The organism is Kitasatospora sp. NPDC002543, from assembly GCF_053594915.1.
Window position 1 is genome coordinate 29,173 of sequence record NZ_JBSFWR010000013.1, and the last position, 17,799, is coordinate 46,971.

A 17,799-nucleotide genomic window follows, 5' to 3' on the forward strand; every position below is an offset into this window, starting at 1 on the left:
CGGCGTGGGCGAGGCACCGGCGCGCCCCGAAGCCGGACTTCCCGCCGGCGACGACCCTGTGGATAGGGGGTCAGTCGACCGGCAGTTCGTCGTCCTCCCGGCGGGAGGGCGTGCCGAGCCGTGCGCGTGCGACCTCCTCCAGCGACCCGAGCAGCGGGTTGGGGTCGTCGGCACGCGTGACGAGCACGACCTGGCAGGGATCGATGTCGACGACGGGCGCCATGGCGATGTCCTCGCGCACCGCGGCCCGTCGGTCCCCGGCAGGGAAGATCGCGACGCAGTGGCCGGTGGCGACGAGTTCCAGCTTGTCCTCGTAGCTGTCGTCGATCGAGGGCGAGGGCGGTGCCGGTCGGCCGCCGACCGGCTTGGGCGTGCTCCAGAGGACCGGAGTGCCGGCACAGGCCACCAGCTCCTCGTCGGCCAGAGCCCGCAGGCTGACGGAACCTCCGTTCGCCAGACGATGACCGGCGGGCATGACGAGCACCCGCGACTCCTCGTGGAGCGTGGTCACCCGGAAGCCGTCCGCCGTCAACGGCAGGGGGCCGTACGCGAGGAGGGCGTCGACCCGCCCCTCGGCGAGGGCGTGCGCGTCCCGCCAGTCGAGGTGCCGGGTGCGGACCAGGCCGTCGGGGTGCCGACGGCGCAGCTCCCGCACACAGTCGGTGACGACCAGGCCCTCGGCATAGCCGACGGTGACGGAACGGGGCTGGACGGCGGCCCTGGCCGCGTGAGCGGCCCGGTCGGCCTCCTGGAGCAGGGCCCGCGCCCCGGAAAGGAAGGCCTGACCGGCGTCGGTGAGGCTGCTGCCCTGCGGCGAGCGGTCGAAGAGCCGGACCCCGAGCTGAGCCTCCAGCCGCTGGATCTGGCGGCTCAGCGACGGCTGCGCCAGGTGCAGCTTGGCGGCGGCCCGGCCGAAGTTGCCGTACTCCGCCACGACCGTGAAACAGCGCACGAGCCGAAGATCGAAGTCCATGCGCCCAGGGTACGCCGCGTGCCGCCATGCGCCCGGGGCATGACGGCATGCGGAACAGGTCTTGGACACGGGGCGCGGGCGGACACTTGGCTGGAGGGCATGACCACCACGTATGACGGCAAGAAGATCGTGATCACGGGCGGCAGCAGCGGCATCGGCCTCGCCGCGGCCCGGCTGTTCGCGGACGGCGGGGCACGCGTACTGATCACCGGCCGCACCGGGGCCACCCTGGACGCCGCGTTGGAGCGGCTGGGGGAGAAGGCGACCGCCGTCCGCAGCGACGCCGCGTCCCTGGAGGACATCAAGGAGCTGGCCGGTACGGTCCGGGAGCGGTTCGGCACGGTGGACGCACTGTTCGTCAACGCCGGCGTCACCGCGTCCGCGCCGTTCGACTCGACGACGGAGGAGATGTACGACGAGCTGTTCGACATCAACGTCAAGGGCCCGTACTTCACCGTGCAGGCGTTGGCGCCACTGCTGCGCGAGGGGAGCGGCGTCGTCCTCACCACGTCCGTGGTGAACGTCCTGGGCCTCGACGCGCTCAGTGTCTACTCGGCGAGCAAAGCGGCCCTGCGGTCGATGACCCGCACCCTGGCCCGCGAGCTGCTCCCGCGCAAGGTGCGGGTGAACGCGGTGAGCCCCGGCCCGATCGACTCGGGCATCCTGGACCGCTCCTCGCTGCCAGCCGATGTCGTCGAGGCGACGAAGGACGGATACCGGAGCACCAACCCGATGCGGCGGCTGGGGAGGCCCGAGGAAGTGGCCGCCGCGGTGGCGTACTTGGCGTTCGACGCGACCTTCTCGACGGGGATGGAGCTTCCTGTCGACGGAGGTGCTTCGCAGCTCTAGACGCTGGACGAACGGCGAAAGCGGTGCCTCGCCCGGCCGGGCGAGGCACCGCTCGGGCGTGCCTAGAAGAGGCCGAAGTCGAACTCGCCGGTGGCGACGGCGGCGATGAAGGACAAGTGCGCCGCACGCTCGAAGGCCAGGGCGGGTCCGGAAGGATCCTTGCTGTCCCGGACGGCGACAGTCCGGGGGAGGAGCGCGTACTCGACACAGTTCTCGTTGCCGCCGCTGTAGCTGGACTTCTTGAAGGTCGGCTGGGTCACTTGAGTCCTCTCTGGAGGGAGCATTCAGACGAGCCCGAAGTCGAACTCCCCGTCGGCGACGGCGGCGATGAAGGACGAGTGCGCCGCACGCTCGAAGGCCAGGGCCGGGCCGTGCGGGTCCTTCGAGTCGCGGATGTGCCAGGCCAGGCCGTCCGGGATGGCAACCTCGACGCAGTTGTCGTCGCCGGCGCTGTAGCTGGACTTCTTGAAGGTCGGCTGGGTCACTTGAGTCCTCACCTCTGAAGGGAGTGTTCAGACGAGGCCGAAGTCGAACTCGCCGGTGGCGACGGCGGCGATGAAGGAGGAGTGCGCCGCAGGGTCGAAGGCCAGGGTCGGGCCGTACGGGTCCTTCGAGTCGCGGATGTGCGAGGCCGAATCCCGCACGGCGAGCTCAACGCAGTTCGTGGACTCGTTGCTATAGCTGGACTTCTTGAAGGTCGGCTGGGTCACTTGAGTCCTCTCTCTGGATGGGGCATTCAGACGAGCCCGAAGTCGAACTCCCCGTCGGCGACGGCGGCAATGAAGGACAAGTGCGCCGGACGGTCGAAGGCCAGGGCGGGTCCGGAAGGATCCTTGCTGTCCCGGACGGCGACAGTCCGGGGGAGGAGCGCGTACTCGACACAGTCCTCGTTGCCGCCGCTGTAGCTCGACTTCCGGAAGGTGAAGCCAGTTGCGGCGGCATTGGAGTAATGGGTCACTTGATCGTTTCTCTCTGTGCGGTGATGAACTCGATCGAGGAGCCGACGGAAAGGGCTTCAGCCGTGATCTCCTGGAACTTCGCCCGGTACAGCTCGACGTCGGTCGGGTCCTCGACCCAGAATCCGGCGAGCAGGCCTTCGACGAAGACGACGTCGAGGTCATTCCGCTGAGGGAATCCGAGCAGGGCGAACGCGCCGCTCATACCCGGGTGGATCGCCGCACCTGCGCGCATCACCTGGATGTTGACGTTCGCCAGTCGGCTCAGCGTGAGTAGCTTGTCGAGCTGTGGGCCCATGATCTCGGGACGGTCCGCGATGGCTCGGAGCGCCGTTTCATGGATGACTGCCCAGACCTCAACGGGGTTCGGGCGGGTCAGGATGGATTGCCGTGCCATGCGGACCTGCACGAGATCGTCAACCGTGCCGCCGTTCGTCGTCCGGAGTCGGTCGATGACCAGCCGAGCGTATTCGGCGGTCTGGAACAGCCCAGGGATGAAGGCGGCTTGGTAGGTCTTGAAGGTCGATGCCTCGGTTTCGAGCGTGATCAGGTCGGTTGCGGACGCGTTGATCACGTCGCGGTAGCTCAGCCACCAGCCGCGCTTGCTGCCGTCCTTCGTGATGGCGATCAAGCCGGCGCGGAACTCCTCGTCGTCACAACCGTAGTGGTCGAGGAGCTTGTTGACGTCCTCGATCTTGGCGGCCGTGCGGGCGTTCTCGATGCGGTTCAGCTTGGCCAGGCTCATGCCGGTGGCCTCGGCCGCTGTGTCCGCGGGGATCATCGCCTGCTCGCGGAGCCTACGCAGCTCCTCACCCAGCCGACGACGGCGAACGGTTGATACCGCCATGCGATGCCCCTCCTGACCTCTCGGTGGACCAGTCTGCCCCTGTTGATCGCGCAGGCGCTACCGACAACTGACAGAGAGTCGGACCGAATTCGGGTTCGATATGAGATTTTGCAGATTAGTTGAGCCAGCTTGCACATGTGGCGGCTCTCACGTCATGCTGAGTGTAGCTGGTCGAGTGCGCTGAGTGATCGGTGCTGCGGCTCGGCTGAGTATTTCCGTCATGCCATCGCTTCGATCGCGCGTTTGCTCGATGGATGGTCATTTCTGAAGCCCCACGGAGGTTTCATCGTGTTCCCCCACGAAGTCCCCCCTGACTGGTCGGCCGCGCGTGAGGAGTTGCGCGAGGCGATGGCGCGCGCCGGGTGGAAGCCCGAACTGGTCGCCGATGCCGAGGTCGCGCTCCTCGAACTGTTCGTCAATGCCTGGCGCCACGGCGGCAGTGCGGCTCCTCTGGTCGTCATCGCGACGGCCGATCACGTGCTCCGGGTCTCCGTCAGCGACGGGAGCCCCATCGTCCCGATCCAGCGCGACGGTTCCGACCTCCTCGCGGTCTCCGGCCGGGGCCTGCGCCTCGTCCGCTCCCTCACCGACCGCTTCGGTACCGAGCCCCGGAGGTTCGGGAAGTCCTGCTGGTTCGAGCTGGACGCCGCCGCGTGACCGCCGACCACCGCCGCCCGACCGGGCCGGCCGACCCGGTCGGGCGCACCTACACCGAGCCGGAGGTCTCCTCCCTGCTCAGTGAACTCCGCGACCGGGGGCGCAAGTTCGGCCTCATCTGGCCCTCCCTGGCCACGGACCGGGTGGTCGACGGACGCGTCCTGGTGCGCTTCGGCGCGGCCCCCGCGAGCACCGTGCTCAACCTCCTCGCGGTCCTGCGCCACTACGAGCGTGAGAAGGTCGAGGCCGCCCCGTGCGACTCCTGATCGGCCTGGCCCTTCCCCTCCTCCTGCTCCTCGCCATCGCCGTCGTCGGCCTCGGCGCCGTAGCCGTCCTGCGGATGCCCCACCGCCCGGAGTCCTGAAGCCCCACGCGGGAAGTCGGCCCCGCCGGCTTCCCGCTGTCCACCGCACCACGGGGCGTGCGCAGCACCGCCCCTCCGCACCGAACCGAGAGGATGCCAATCATGGGAGACGAGAACAAGGGTGGCCCGGACGACGGCAGGAGCCCCGGGCACGCCAAGCCCGGCGGATCGTCGATCGGCCCGAAGCCGTCGTCGGACAGCCAGAAGCCGGCCCCGGACCCGAAGCACAAGAAGTGAGCGCCGACGAGCGGCGGGCCGCGCTGGTGGCCGCGCTGACCGAGGCCGGGTCGCTGACCGCGGAGTGGGCCCCGTCCGTGGCGGCCGTTCCGCGGCACGCGTTCCTCCCGGAGACCATCTGGGTGGACGAGGGGGACGGCGACGCCGAGTGCAGCCGCTCCGAGGAGCCGGAGCGGTGGATGCGGCTCGCCTACGCCGATCTGCCGGTCGTCACGCAGTGGGACGACGGCGCCGACGACGGGGCCCGCGTCACGCCCACGTCGTCGGCGTCCATGCCCACGGTGGTCGTCGAGATGCTGGCCGACCTGGACGCGGCCCCCGGCCACCGGCTGCTCGAAGTCGGCACGGGGACCGGGTACAACGCGGCCCTGCTGACGCATCGCCTGGGAGCCGGGATGGTGTCCACCGTCGAGGTGGACGGATGGGTCACCGCACGGGCGCGCACGGCACTGCGCGGTGCCGGCTTCACTCCGGAGGTCGTGTGCGGGGACGGGGCGCTCGGGTGGGGCGTGCGCGCCCCGTACGACCGGATCATCTCCACCGTGTCGCTGCGGCGCATCCCGCCCGCCTGGCCGGCTCAGACCCGGCCGGGCGGGGTGATCGTCAGCCCTGTCTCGCCGCTGCTGGGCGGCGGGGCGGTCGTGCGCCTCACGGTGGACGGCGGCGGGGTGGCGTGCGGCCGGTTCACCCGCTCGTCCGCGTTCATGATGCTGCGACAGCAGCGGTACGAGGGTGCCCCGGTGGACGACTACCTGCCGGGGGAGTGGCCGGGCGACTCCGCGCAGTCCTGGACGAAGCTCGACCCCGGGGCCGTCGGGGACGACTGGTCGGCGCAGTTCGTCTGCGCGCTCGCCCTGCCGGACGTGTACTACCGGCGCAGCGGGTTCGGCGAGGGCGGTTGGACGTGGTGGCTGTTCGACACGGCCGTCACCTCCTGGGCGACCGTGGACTCCGTGCCCGGGGAGTCCCGGTTCGAGGTCCGGCAGTCCGGGCCGCGCCGGCTCTGGGACGAGGTGGAGGCCGCCCATGACCGGTGGGAGTCCGCCGGACGCCCCGGGTGCGAGCGGTACGGACTCACGGTGACGCCGACCGGACAGACGGCCTGGCTGGACGAACCGGACAACCCCCTGGAGTGACGGCCGGGGCGCGGGGCTTCAGGCGGTCACGACCCGCCGGCTCCCCGCCTCCCGTACGCGGCCCGCCCGCCGACGGCCCCGGGGTGCGGCGCGGACGGGCTGCGTGGACGGGCGGGGCGCGGATCCGTGAGCGGGCCGGTCAGTCGAAGCAGGCGAGGTCGGGGTCCTGGGGGCCGGGCAGGGGGCGGGCGTTCTGGTCCTGCGGATAGAACTGCCGGGCCCAGTGCCGGAACTGGCCGATCGGCCCGTCCCCCTTGGCGAGCTTCGGGTGCGGGCGGTACTTCTTGCTGTACCAGATCGGGTAGTCGACGGCGGTGAAGTCCTCGCTGACCCTGATCAGCGGGCCGATCAGCAGCCGGGACAGGGTCCGGCTCACCTGCCGCGCCAGTGGCTTGGGCAGGGTCGACGGCTCGTCGAAGAGGAGCCGGCTCGCCTGCCGGTACTGCATCCGGTTGGGCTCGATCATGGTGCCCATGATCAGCGTGCACATCGTGGTGCGCAGCCGCGGAGTGCGGCTGTCGGAGTGCAGGAAGCCGATCCCGTATCCGTCGACCTCGATGTCGATGGGGCTCTCGCCGATCAGCGGGAACTTCTCGCGCACCCGCATGGAGACGTGGAAGGTCTTGTCGCCGAAGACGACGGGGGTGGGGAGTTCGGCCTTGGCCCAGCCGTGCAGGGTGCCGAAGTGGCCCACGTCGACGGAGTTCTCCATGATTTCCTGGGCGTGGCCGGGCATCTCCCAGGTGCCGTAGCGCCGGGGCAGGTGGCCGATGGTGTGGATGGGCGGGATCTCCCAGTCCGGGGCGCGGCCGTCGTGGTGCCACCAGACGAACACGGTCTCGTTCACCTCGTGGACCGGCAGCCTGCTCAGCGACGCCTTCGGGGGCGGCGTTCCGTAGCCGGTCCGAACGCACGTGCCGTCCGGGCCGTAGGCGAACTGGTGGAAGGGGCACACCAGGTCGTCGCCGTCGACCTTGGCCAGGCCCAGGTGGGAGCCCAGGTGCGGGCAGTAGGGCCGGACGGCCCGGACGCGGCCGTCCCGCAGCCGGTACAGCACGACGTCCTCGCCGTGGAGCCGCCGGGTGAGGACGGAGCCGGGTTTGAGCTCGCCGGAGAACGCCAGCGCCGACCAGCCGTCGGGGTAGGGGAGAACGGGGGCCAACGCCTGGTCGGCACGGCTCGGCCCCTGGGTAATATTCTGTGAGAATTTACGTGACAATCGCATATATTCCTCCTGGATTGGATTCGATTCGCATCATATTCCAGGGGTGTCGAGAACTCCGGCGGGAGATTGGGGTTCTGGTAATTCATATGGTGTGAAGCAAGGCGTTCCTGTGGATCGATGAGGTCCGTTCGGCATCGGCGGACGTCGGACCGTGCACGAGAAGTCGAACCCGCCGACTTCTCGTGCACGCTATCCAGCCGCGACGAAGCAAGGCGCTGGGATGCAGTCGTGCCTCGTTGCGCATGATGGCCCTGTTCCACGGTCCCGCCCGGCACTTACACCCGGGTGCGTCGCGCCCGACAGCCGGGCCGCCTCGCGGACGGCCCGGAGGCGGGGCCTTCCCCGGCGGAGTGCGAGGGCTCGTCAAAAGTTGGCCCGATCGGGCCCTTGGATCCCCGTGAGTGCGTGGAAAGACTACCTTCGGCCCGGCAATCCCCTCATTCGACGAGGCGGCTGTGAAGGGTGGTTCCAGAGGGAAGGGATGGCCCTTCGTGCCCTGGATTTCCCGCCGCGATCTTGCTGCGGCCGCGCCGGCCGGTCGGATTCATCCTGAAAGGGCGACATCATGAAGAAGCTCAAGGCACTACCGGCGATATTCGGCTCCGGGGCACTCCTGGTCCTGGGCCTCCCCGGCACGTCCACAGCCGATGCTCCGACACCCGAGCTGCTCGCGCCCGCGTACAACATCCAGAACTACGACAGCGAGCGGTGCATCCTCGGGCCCGGTACGGGCAACGAGACGGCCCTCGCCCAGGCGGAGTGCGCCGGGTACGCGGACCAGAAGTGGGAGCAGTGGGGCTACCTCGGCGAGAGCTACTTCTTCTTCGTCAACCAGAACAGCCGGCTGTGCCTGCTCGCGCGGTACCACCAGGAGGCACGCCAGTTCTCCTGCGGGCAAGCCGGGCCGGATGCCGACTGGTACGTCGAGACCATCAACAGTGCCGACCCGCAGTGGAAGCGCCTCGTGAACAGGGAGACGGGCACGTGCCTCGTCCCCCAGAACAGGAACCTGAACGCCCTGATCCTGCAGGCCGTCTGCGACTACAGCATCAACCCCCCTGCCGACCAGCGGTGGCGGCTCGTCAACTTCTGAGGGTTGTCCCGCAACGCCGCTCAGAGCTCCGGAACGGCGGGAAGCGGTCCATCGTCCGTGACAACCGCCGTGCGGGTGTGGCCTCCTCCGGGCGTCCGGAGGAGGCCGCACCTTCGATGACTGGCCGGCCCGCGAGGGTGGCTGTCCTCGCGGCCGCCTCCCGACCGGGTTGCCGGGTGGTTGGCGGCCGGCAATGGTCCGCCGCGGAGTGCGGGAGGAGTAATGTCGCCAGCGACGCGCTCGTCGTGGATTTCACATCCAAGACGAAAAGGGTTATCAGCTACAAGGTGGATGAGTCGAAATTCATCCTGGAGTCCTGATGGGCTCCGAAGCCCCCTCGTCTACTGGGCGGGGCGCGGACGCTGCGTCTGACCTCAGGTTCACGCTGGACATCACCATCACCGACAAGGGTGTCAAGCAGCTGACCGAGGACGGTCTGGCCGTCGGCCTGGTATGGGCCGACGGCCAGGTGGGGACCGATGGAAAGCTGACCGCCAAGCTGGCCGTCGCCTGGGCGCTGCTCGCGCCTGGGAATTCCGTCCAGTTCTCCTGGGCCGTGCGTGGTTCGCTTATGGCATACGCGAGTCATGCCCCCGCTCGCGACGGGAGCGTTCTGTCCAGCTACACGGAATCGAAGTGTGGATGGCGAGAAGCCGCCCCTTTCCTGGGTGGCTGCCATGCGGTACGTCCCCTGGGGGATCCACGAACCCGACTGACAGCCGTCGCCCTCGGTGGCGATAGCGTCGGGGGCATGCTCCTGTGGATCAACGGCCCGTTCGGGGCCGGCAAGACCCAGACCGCCCATGAGCTCCGCTGGCGCCTGCCCGGCAGCGTCGTCTGCGACCCCGAGCACGTCGGGTTCGGACTGCACCGGATGATGCCGCCGGCGCTGCGTGGGGACTTCCAGGACCTTCCCGCGTGGCGGCAGGGCGTCGTCGAGGTGCTGGACCGGGTGCTCACCGGGCACCACGGTGTGGTGATCGCGCCGATGACGGTCGTCGAGCCCGTGTATTTCCGGGAGACGGTCGGCCGGCTGCGCGAACGCGGGCACGACGTCCGGCACTTCGCCCTGCTGGCCGAGCGCGGGACGGTGCTGCGGCGGCTGCGCGAGCGCGGGGGCGGGCACGTCCTGCAGTTCGTGGCGGGGAAGGACGCCCCGCTGCGGCGGGAGAGCTTCGCCGTGTCGAAGCTCGACCTGTGCCTGGAGCGGCTGCGCGAGGAGGAGTTCGCCCAGCATGTGTGGACCGACCGGCTGACGGTCGCCCAGGTCGCCGACCGGATCGCCGCGTCCTCGGGCCTGACCCTCGCCCCGAACGACGACGGTGCGCTCCGCGGGCGCCTCCGCCGCGCCTGGACGGGGGTCAAGCACATCCGCTTCGTCTGAGCCCGGCCGTGAGCGCCGCCCGTGCGGGGTGCGCGGCGGGCTGCCCTTTGGGGACACCGGGTCTTACCCCCGCCGAGGGTGCCCGGGCTCTCCCGCCGCGCGCCCGCAACCGGGACACTGCGGGGAGACCGCCCCTGCAACCTGTGAGGTCGAGCGTGATCGGCGCCCCCGCCACCCCCCGCCCCGCCCGGCGGCCGGCCAGGACCGCCGTCGCGGTGCTGCTCGCGCTCGCGGCGGCCCTGGCGACCCTGACCGGGGCCGCCCCCGGCGGGCCGGGCACCGCCGCGGCCGCCGCCGTCGACCCGGCGGCCGGACGGATCGTCTTCGCCGGCACCAACCACCGCGGCCTCGGCAAGGTGACCGGCGCGGAGTCGAGCACCCCGCTGTTCGGGCCCGGCCCGATCCACTTCGACCGGGACCCTTCGGCCCGCGGCGACGAGATGGTCTTCACCAGCCTGCGGGACGAGCCGCAGCCCCAGGTCTACCTGCGCGACGCGTCCGGCGCGGTGCGCCGGCTCACCACCGGCATGGACACCTCCCGCCCCGCCCTCGCCCCGGACGGCAAGGGCGTCGTCTTCGAGGCGCTGGAGGACCGCGGCGGGGACGCCAAGCCCCAGCACGTCCTGTGGGCCGTCAACCGGGACGGCAGCGGCCTGCGCCGGATCACCGACGGCGCGGCCGACGAGACCCATCCGACCGTCTCGCCCGACGGCAAGTGGATCGCGTACTCCTGCGACGGCGAACCGTCGCACCGTCAGATCTACCTGCGGCCGTTCGCGGGCGGCGCCCCGGTCAAGGTCACCAACGTGACCAACGGGGATGCGGTCGACCCGACCTGGAACCCGGTGAACGACGACACCCACCGCAACGAGATCGTCTACACCTGGGACCAGGGCGACCAGGGCAGGACCCTGATGCTCACCTCGCCCACCGGCGGCGACAAGGCCTTCTTCCCCGGCACCGGCTTCACCTGGAAGACCGGCTCCGCCTCCTGGATGGCCGACGGCAGCGGTGTGCTCTTCCTCAGCGCCGACCTGCTCACGCCGCCCGACCCGGCCCCGCAGCCCGACCCGACCCAGCCGCCGGTGGTGAACCTCTACCGCGCGCTCACCTGCAACTGCGACGCGCCCAAGGTCCTCTACAGCGCCAACCGGCTGGTCTCCTCGCCGACCTGGCTGGGCACCCAGAACGAGGGCGGTCCGGTGGTGGAGCAGACCAGCGCCTCCGCCGCCAACGTCGCCGACGTGGAGGACATGCGTCCCGACGGGTCCGACCCGCGCGATCTCGGCATCAGCGTGCTCCGCGAGGACCCGGCCGCCGACAGCAACACCAGCACCGACCCCGCCGCCGACCCGCTGTTCCACCCCCGCCCCGGCTTCGACCCCTGGTACGAGCGCCAGACCTACACCCCCGACGGCCGGCAGATCGTGGTGACCCGCTACGAGGACGGGCCCGCCGGGCGGATCCAGCGGATCTGGACCGCCGACGCCGAAGGCGCGAACCCGCAGCCGATGAACCTCGCCGGGCGCGGCCCGAACGACCGGGACACCGACCCGTCCCTCTCCCCGGACGGCAAGCTGATCGTGTTCAGCCGCAGCACCCCGGCCACCGGCGACCGGCCGGCCCGGCCCGGGCGCGTCCTGATCGCCGAGGTGTCGACCGGGAGGATCGTCGGCACCGTCCAGCCGCCGGCGGGGCAACCGGACGCCTCCGACGGCCAGCCCTTCTGGTCCCCCGACGGCAAGCTGATCGCCTTCTCCCGGACGGCCGTGGTCGACGGCAACGCCGGCAACCTGCACGTCTGGACCGTCTCCGCCGACGACCTCACCCGGCAGACCGACCTGAGCCGGACGGCCTGCCCGGGCAACTGCGCCGTCATCGACGACAGCCCCGCCTTCGCCCCCGACGGCCGCCGGATCGCCTTCAACCGCAAGGCCGGCAACGGCGGCGACAACCACCAGGACGGCGTGGTCGTCACCACGCCGAGCGGCGCCGACTGCACGGTGATCGCGCCCGCCGGGCTCGGCGAGGGCGCCTGTACCCGGCCGCTGCCCGACCGCCCCACCACCGGGCCCTTCCAGCCCCGCGACGTCGCCTGGACGGCGAACAGCGCGCAGCTGCTGATGACCTCCCGCCGTGCCGCCCCGCCGAGCTCGCCGGAGGGCCTGAAGGTCTACGACTTCGCGAGCGGCAGGCTCACCGAACTCGACTGGCGGCTGCCGGGCCGCCAGAAGGAGCCGGCCGTCCAGCAGTCCGTCGACCTGGCGATCAGCGTGCCCGAGCGGACCCCGGCCGTCCCCGTCGACGGCAGCACCGACGTGACGATCACCGTCACCAACAAGGGGCCCGCGCCCTCGCCCGGCACCGTCCTCACCGTCTCGGTGCCGACCGGCGCCCGGCTCGGCAAGCTGACCACCCCGACCGGAACCTGCGACGCCGCGGCCCTGCGCTGCGAACTCGGCACCATGGCCCCGCGCGCGGTCATCCGGATCACCGCCACCCTGATCGGCACCCGGCCCGGCAACCCGGACTTCGGCTGGAGCGTCTCCGGGACGGTCGTCGACCCGTTCCCCGACGACGACTCCGCCCGGACCTTCCTGCCGGTGCTGGAACCGCCGACCCCGACGCCCACCCCGACCCCGACACCGACCGCCACCCCGACGCCGACCCCGACTCCCACGCCCACCGGGACCGTCACACCCCCGCCGCCGGCCCCCGCACCGCCGCCGCCCCCGGCGCCGGCCCCGGCCCCCGCGCCGGCGCCCCAGGCCGGCCCCACCGTCGCGGTCGACGCCCAGCCGAACCCCGGCTACGTCGGCGGCCACGTGACCGTCAGCTACACGGTGCGCAACACCGGCCAGGCCCTCGCGACCGGCCTGCGCCTGACCCTCGGCCTGCCCGCCGGAGTGCCCACCGAGGCCCTGCCCGCGGGCTGCCGGGCCGGCACCTGCACGGTGAGCGACCTCGCCCCGGGCCGCAGCGCCGTGATCCGCGTCGTGCTCTCGCCCGTGGCGGCGCTGGACACCACCATCAGCGCCGAGCTGACCACCACCGGCACCGACGCCACCCCCGGACCGCACCGGGCGAGCACCCCGCTGCGCATCCTCCAGCCCCGGATCGTCGCGGTCCCGCCGATCGGCAAGCCCGGCTTCGTGACCTCGGTGCGCGGCGTGGACTTCCCGCCCGGCACGCCCGTCCGGTTCACCTGGAACCCCGGGCTCACCGCCCCGGCCGCGCCCACCCACCCGAAGGCCGACGGCACCTTCGCCGGCCAGCTGCTGATCCTCCCCAAGGACGAGACCGGCCCGCGCACCATCACCGCCGAGGGCCCCGGCTTCTCCCCGGTGACCTGCCCGTTCCTGGTGGTCGAGGGCAGCATCGGCCCGCCCGGAGAGGTGGAGCGGCGATGATCCACGAGGTCGACGAGGCACTGCGCCGACTGCTCGCCGAGACCGGTCTGCCCGAGCGCGGCATCGAGGTGGTCTTCGACGCGCCCACCCGGGACTTCGCGGCCCGGCGCAACGCGCCCACGGTCAGCGTCTTCCTGTACGCGCTCCGCGAGGACACCGGCCGCCGGCAGGCCGGCACCGTCGCGGAGCACGACGCCGACGGCGTGGTGACCGGCCACCGCCCCGCACCCCGCTGGTTCGAGCTGGCCTACCTGGTCACCGCCTGGACCAACCGGCCGCAGGACGAGCACCGGCTGCTGGCCGAGGTGCTCCAGTGCCTGACCGCCACCGACACCCTGCCCGCCCGGCTGCTCACCGGTACGCTCGCCGAGCTCGGGCTGACGGTCGGTATGGACATCGCGGGGCGCGACAGCGGCCTGCCCTCGGTGTCCGACGTCTGGTCCTCGCTCGGCGGCGAGCTGCGGCCCTCCGTCGACCTGCGGGTGCTCGCCCCGCTGCCCGGTGTCCGCACCCCGGCCGGGCCGCCCGTCACCGACGGCCTGGTGCTGCGCGCCGGCGACACCACCCCGGCCGGCCCGCCGCCCGCCGACGCCCCGGGTCGCCGGCTGCGCTACGAGGGTGCCTCCGACCCCGGTGCGGACGGCTTCGCCGCGCCCCGGGAGCGCGGGCTGCCGCCCGGCCGCCGACCGCGGGGCAGGGCACGATGACCGTCGACCTCGAACCGCCGGCGAGCGCCGCCCCGCCCGGCCCGGGCCACGACGACCGGCCCGGCCCGGGCCACGACCACCTCTGGGAGCGGCTGCAACGGGTCGAACGGAGGGTCCGCGCCGCGGTGCGCCAACGCCGTGCCGACGACCCGGACCCGGACGACCCGTACCGCGGCCAGTACCTCGGCCCGGAGGCGGTCGAGCGCATCCTGGCGGCCTCCGCCACCGTGCACCGCGCCACCGCCGACCCGGGCGACGGGCCGCCGCCGCCCGGCTCCCGGCTCGGGCGGCTCGCCGCCGCCTTCGGGCTGCTCCCGGTCGACCTCGACCTGCTGCTGGTGGCACTCGCCCCGGACCTCGACGCCCGCTTCGAACAGCTCTACGGCTACCTCAACGACGACCTGACCCGCCGTCGGGCCACCATCGGCCTCGCCCTCGACCTGTGCGGGCTGCCCGCGGCCGGCGCCGGCCGCTTCCGCTTCTCCACCCGGGCCCCACTGATCGCCGGCGGCCTGCTGGAGATCACCGAGCCGGACCGTCCGCTGCTCTCCAGGACCCTGCGCGTCCCGGACCGGGTGACGGCCCACCTGCTCGGCGACGACGAGCCCGACGGCGCGCTCGCGGGCCTCGCCCACCGCGCCGCGAAGCCCGACGGCCCGACCGCCGCGAAGTCCGACGGCCCGACCGCCGCGAAGCCCGACCCGGCAACCGCCGAGCAGCCCGCCGAGCGGCTGCGCGCCCTGGCCGCGGACGGCGGCTTCGTCCACCTGCTGGACCGCGGCGGGCACGCCGGCCCGCTCGCGGCGGCCGCCCTCGCCGCCGCCGGCCCACCGCCCCTGATGGTCGACGCCGCCGCGTTCGCCGCCCGACCGCCGGAGGCCACCGTCCGGGTGCTCGCCCGCGAGGCACGGCTGGGCGGGGCCGGAGTGGTGCTCGGACCGCTGGACCGGCTGGAACCCGAACGGCCCGAGCGGGCCGCGCTGCTGCGCGAGCTCTGCGCGGAACTCGACGGCGTCCCGCTGCTCCTGCACGGCTCCCAGGTCTGGGACCCGACCTGGGCGGCGCGCAGCCCGGTGGTGGTCACCGTCCCGCCGCCGGACGCCCGGGTCAGGGCCGGGCAGTGGGCCGACGCCCTGGGCGCGGAGCTGGACGAGGAGCTCACCGAGACCGTCGCCGCCTACCGGCTGGACGGGGAGCAGCTCGCCCGCGCCGCCTCGGTCGCGGCCCGGACGGCGGCCGCCGAGCGCCGCCCGGTGCGGCCCGAGGACCTGCGCACGGCGGTGCGGGCGCAGAACGCCGCCGGCCTGGCCCGGCTGGCCCGCCGGATCGAGCCCGGGGTCGGCTGGCCCGACCTCGTCCTGCCCGCCCCCACCGCGGGCCGACTGCGCGAACTCGTGCTGCGCGCCCGGCACCGCGAGCAGGTCCTCGGCGGCTGGCGGATGCGCCCGGGCGGTGGCCGGGGCAACGGCGTGATCGCCCTGTTCGCCGGCGAGTCCGGTACCGGCAAGACGATGTCGGCCGAGGTGGTCGCCGCCGAACTCGGCATGGAGCTGTACGTGGTGGACCTCTCCACCGTGGTCGACAAGTACATCGGCGAGACCGAGAAGAACCTGGAACGGATCTTCACCGAGGCCGCGCAGGTGAACGGCGTCCTGCTGTTCGACGAGGCGGACGCGCTGTTCGGCAAGCGCTCCGAGGTCAAGGACTCCCGCGACCGGCACGCCAACGTGGAGACGGCCTACCTGCTCCAGCGGATGGAGTCCTTCGACGGGATCGCGGTGCTGACGTCCAACCTGCGGGCCAACCTGGACGAGGCGTTCACCCGGCGGCTGGACGTCATCGCGGAGTTCCCGCTGCCGGACGAGGCGCAGCGGCGCCTGCTCTGGGACCGCTGCCTGGGGCCGCTGGTGCCCCGCGGCGACGACCTCGACCTGGACTTCTGCGCCCGGAACTTCGAACTCACCGGCGGCTCGATCCGGGCCTGCGCGGTCTCCGCGGCCTACCTGGCCGCCGGGACGGGCGCCCCGCTGGGTATGGCGCAGCTGGTCTCCGCGGTGGTCGGCGAGTACCGCAAACTCGGCCGGCTGGTGCTGGCGAGCGAGTTCGGGCCGTGGCTGGGAGTGCTCGGGGACACCGGGCACGGCTGACCGGCCGGCTGCCCGCCCCACCGCCCCACCGGCGGGGCCCGTCGGGCCGGTCGCGCCGGGCCCGGCCCGACGGGCCGCCGGGGAGAACGGGGCAGCTGGGGAGCCTGAGAGGACGTCGGACGGTGTCCGCCGGGGGCAGCGGTTCCTGCCCCCGGTCCGGGACCGGCGGACATGTTTCCCGAGGTGCCCGGGCAGCAGACTCGGGGGCGAATGACCGGCGAGTAATGCATGGCCAGCCGAAGGAGCGCGTATATGCCGTCGTACCTCACCCCGGGTGTGTACGTGGAGGAGGTCCAGTCCGGTGCCCGGCCGATCGAGGGCGTCGGCACGGCCGTCGCCGCCTTCGTCGGCTTCGCCGAGACCGGGCCCTTCCACGAGCCCACGCTGGTGACCAACTGGGACCAGTACGTGCAGCGGTTCGGTGGCTTCACCGAAGGCACCTACCTGGCGCACTCGGTGTACGGCTTCTTCGCCAACGGCGGCGGCTCCGCCTACGTCGTGCGGGTCGGCGACCCGGCCCGGCAGACGCCCGGCGCGGCCCCCGCCGTCACCGCGGCCCCGCCCGTCGAGATCGCCGGGTTCCTGTTCTCCGCCCGGCCCGGCGCGGGCGCCGAGGTGTCCGTCGAGGTCGCCGACCTGGAGGGGGAGAACGTCCCCGAGGACCGCTTCCGGCTGGTGGTGCGCCGGGGCGCCGAGGTCGCCGAGACGTACGACGTCTCGACCCGCAAGAGCACCAAGGGCTACGTCCTCACCCAGCTGCGCGAGTCCAAGCTGGTCGCCGTCGCCGAGAAGCCCGGCACCGCGCCGAGCCGCCCCGAGCGGCGCACCCACGCCCTCGCGCCCGCGGCCGCGCCGGCCGCCGCCCCGGTGGGCCGCCTCGACCCGGCCGAGTACGTCGGCGACGCCGCCGCCCGGACCGGCTTCGGCGGCCTGGAGGCGATCGACGAGATCACCATGGTCGCGGTGCCCGACCTGATGAGCGCCTACCAGCGCGGCGACCTCGACGACGAGGGCCTGCGCACCGTCCAGCTGGCCGTGATGTCGCACTGCGAGCAGATGGGCGACCGGATCGCCGTCCTGGACCCGCCGCCCGGCCTCAACGCCCAGCGGATGCGCACCTGGCGCAACGAGGAGGCGGGCTTCGACTCCCGCTACGCCGCGCTCTACTACCCGTGGATCAAGGTGTTCGACCCGGCGAGCGGCCGCAACGTGCTGGTCCCGCCGAGCGGTCACGTCGCCGGGGTGTGGGCGCGCAGCGACGCCGAGCGCGGCGTGCACAAGGCGCCCGCCAACGAGGTCATCCGCGGCGCGGTGGACCTGGAACTACGCCTCAGCAAGGGCGAGCAGGACCTGCTGAACCCGATCGGCGTCAACTGCGTACGGGCGTTCCCCGGCCGCGGCATCCGGATCTGGGGCGCGCGCACCCTGTCCTCCGACCCGGCGTGGCGCTACCTGAACGTGCGGCGGCTCTTCAACTACCTGGAGGAGTCCATCCTCCTCGGGACCCAGTGGGTCGTCTTCGAGCCCAACGACGACCGGCTGTGGTCCAGCATCCGCCGGAACATCACCGCGTTCCTCACCGAGGAGTGGCGACGCGGGGCCCTGTTCGGCCAGACCGCGGCCGAGGCCTTCTACGTCAAGTGCGACCGCGACAACAACCCGCCGGAGTCCATCGACCTCGGCCAGGTGATCTGCGAGATCGGCGTCTCCCCGGTGAAGCCCGCGGAGTTCGTGGTGTTCCGGCTGTCCCAGTTCTCCGACAGCACGAGCCTCGTCAACGAGTGACCGGCCCGGTCGGCACCACCCCTCGCCAC

The 17,799-nt window shown here is 72.4% G+C and carries 18 protein-coding genes; 11 read left to right on the forward strand and 7 right to left on the reverse strand.

The window, feature by feature from the left end; translation table 11 throughout:
- Positions 1-70: 70 nt before the first annotated feature.
- Positions 71-973 carry a LysR family transcriptional regulator gene (locus ACWD4P_RS08525; protein ID WP_449779044.1) on the reverse strand — a complete coding sequence of 301 codons (903 nt, stop codon included), beginning with the start codon at positions 971-973 and terminating at the stop codon, positions 71-73.
- Between the two features lie 99 nt (positions 974-1,072).
- Here ACWD4P_RS08525 and ACWD4P_RS08530 point away from each other — a divergent pair, with 99 nt between their 5' ends.
- A complete protein-coding gene (locus ACWD4P_RS08530; protein WP_449779045.1) occupies positions 1,073-1,822 on the forward strand; it encodes an SDR family oxidoreductase in 750 nt (249 codons plus the stop codon).
- Between the two features lie 62 nt (positions 1,823-1,884).
- On the opposite strand, the gene ACWD4P_RS08535 is transcribed toward ACWD4P_RS08530, so the two are convergent.
- The 5 genes from ACWD4P_RS08535 to ACWD4P_RS08555 are packed head-to-tail and all read right to left on the reverse strand — an operon-like array spanning position 1,885 to position 3,625.
- Positions 1,885-2,082: a DUF397 domain-containing protein gene (locus ACWD4P_RS08535; protein WP_449779046.1), complete on the reverse strand. Its 198-nt coding sequence runs from the start codon at positions 2,080-2,082 to the stop codon at positions 1,885-1,887.
- Between the two features lie 24 nt (positions 2,083-2,106).
- Positions 2,107-2,307: a DUF397 domain-containing protein gene (locus ACWD4P_RS08540; protein WP_449779047.1), complete on the reverse strand. Its 201-nt coding sequence runs from the start codon at positions 2,305-2,307 to the stop codon at positions 2,107-2,109.
- A gap of 27 nt (positions 2,308-2,334) precedes the next feature.
- Entirely contained in the window at positions 2,335-2,532 is a 198-nt protein-coding gene (locus tag ACWD4P_RS08545) for a DUF397 domain-containing protein (RefSeq protein WP_449779048.1), read from the reverse strand.
- 26 nt (positions 2,533-2,558) lie between these two features.
- The gene (locus ACWD4P_RS08550) at positions 2,559-2,780 is read right to left on the reverse strand and encodes a DUF397 domain-containing protein (protein WP_449779049.1); all 222 of its coding nucleotides are present in this window, start codon (positions 2,778-2,780) and stop codon (positions 2,559-2,561) included.
- Entirely contained in the window at positions 2,777-3,625 is an 849-nt protein-coding gene (locus ACWD4P_RS08555) for a helix-turn-helix domain-containing protein (protein WP_449779050.1), read from the reverse strand. Before ACWD4P_RS08555 ends, ACWD4P_RS08550 begins: the two co-directional genes overlap by 4 nt.
- A gap of 288 nt (positions 3,626-3,913) precedes the next feature.
- Here ACWD4P_RS08555 and ACWD4P_RS08560 point away from each other — a divergent pair, with 288 nt between their 5' ends.
- The 4 genes from ACWD4P_RS08560 (at position 3,914) to ACWD4P_RS08575 (ending at position 6,019) form a co-directional block, all read left to right on the forward strand.
- Positions 3,914-4,282 carry an ATP-binding protein gene (locus ACWD4P_RS08560; protein ID WP_449779051.1) on the forward strand — a complete coding sequence of 123 codons (369 nt, stop codon included), beginning with the start codon at positions 3,914-3,916 and terminating at the stop codon, positions 4,280-4,282.
- Complete coding sequence (locus tag ACWD4P_RS08565) at positions 4,279-4,548, forward strand: hypothetical protein (RefSeq protein WP_449779052.1); 270 nt, start codon at positions 4,279-4,281, stop codon at positions 4,546-4,548. Before ACWD4P_RS08560 ends, ACWD4P_RS08565 begins: the two co-directional genes overlap by 4 nt.
- 200 nt (positions 4,549-4,748) lie before the next feature.
- Entirely contained in the window at positions 4,749-4,883 is a 135-nt protein-coding gene (locus tag ACWD4P_RS08570; protein ID WP_359823390.1) for a hypothetical protein, read from the forward strand.
- The gene (locus tag ACWD4P_RS08575; protein ID WP_449779053.1) at positions 4,880-6,019 is read left to right on the forward strand and encodes a methyltransferase domain-containing protein; all 1,140 of its coding nucleotides are present in this window, start codon (positions 4,880-4,882) and stop codon (positions 6,017-6,019) included. Before ACWD4P_RS08570 ends, ACWD4P_RS08575 begins: the two co-directional genes overlap by 4 nt.
- A 139-nt stretch (positions 6,020-6,158) precedes the next feature.
- Here ACWD4P_RS08575 and ACWD4P_RS08580 read toward each other — a convergent pair whose 3' ends face one another.
- Positions 6,159-7,244 (reverse strand): Rieske 2Fe-2S domain-containing protein, encoded by a 1,086-nt coding sequence (locus tag ACWD4P_RS08580; RefSeq protein WP_449779054.1) that lies wholly within the window; start codon positions 7,242-7,244, stop codon positions 6,159-6,161.
- Between the two features lie 565 nt (positions 7,245-7,809).
- Between ACWD4P_RS08580 and ACWD4P_RS08585 the strand changes: the two genes are divergently transcribed.
- The 6 genes from ACWD4P_RS08585 to ACWD4P_RS08610 all read left to right on the forward strand — a co-directional run bounded on the left by ACWD4P_RS08585 (position 7,810) and on the right by ACWD4P_RS08610 (position 17,770).
- Positions 7,810-8,337 (forward strand): RICIN domain-containing protein, encoded by a 528-nt coding sequence (locus ACWD4P_RS08585; RefSeq protein WP_449779055.1) that lies wholly within the window; start codon positions 7,810-7,812, stop codon positions 8,335-8,337.
- A 751-nt stretch (positions 8,338-9,088) separates the two neighbouring features.
- On the forward strand, positions 9,089-9,721 hold the full coding sequence (locus ACWD4P_RS08590) for an AAA family ATPase (RefSeq protein WP_449779056.1): 633 nt from the start codon (positions 9,089-9,091) through the stop codon (positions 9,719-9,721).
- Between the two features lie 143 nt (positions 9,722-9,864).
- Entirely contained in the window at positions 9,865-13,131 is a 3,267-nt protein-coding gene (locus ACWD4P_RS08595) for a hypothetical protein (RefSeq protein ID WP_449779057.1), read from the forward strand.
- Positions 13,128-13,838, forward strand: a complete 711-nt coding sequence (locus ACWD4P_RS08600; protein WP_449779058.1) for a DUF4255 domain-containing protein — start codon at positions 13,128-13,130, stop codon at positions 13,836-13,838. Before ACWD4P_RS08595 ends, ACWD4P_RS08600 begins: the two co-directional genes overlap by 4 nt.
- The gene (locus ACWD4P_RS08605) at positions 13,835-15,985 is read left to right on the forward strand and encodes an ATP-binding protein (protein ID WP_449779059.1); all 2,151 of its coding nucleotides are present in this window, start codon (positions 13,835-13,837) and stop codon (positions 15,983-15,985) included. The genes ACWD4P_RS08600 and ACWD4P_RS08605 overlap by 4 nt, the downstream gene beginning before the upstream one ends.
- A gap of 252 nt (positions 15,986-16,237) precedes the next feature.
- Positions 16,238-17,770, forward strand: a complete 1,533-nt coding sequence (locus tag ACWD4P_RS08610; RefSeq protein ID WP_359830533.1) for a phage tail sheath family protein — start codon at positions 16,238-16,240, stop codon at positions 17,768-17,770.
- Positions 17,771-17,799: the final 29 nt, after the last annotated feature.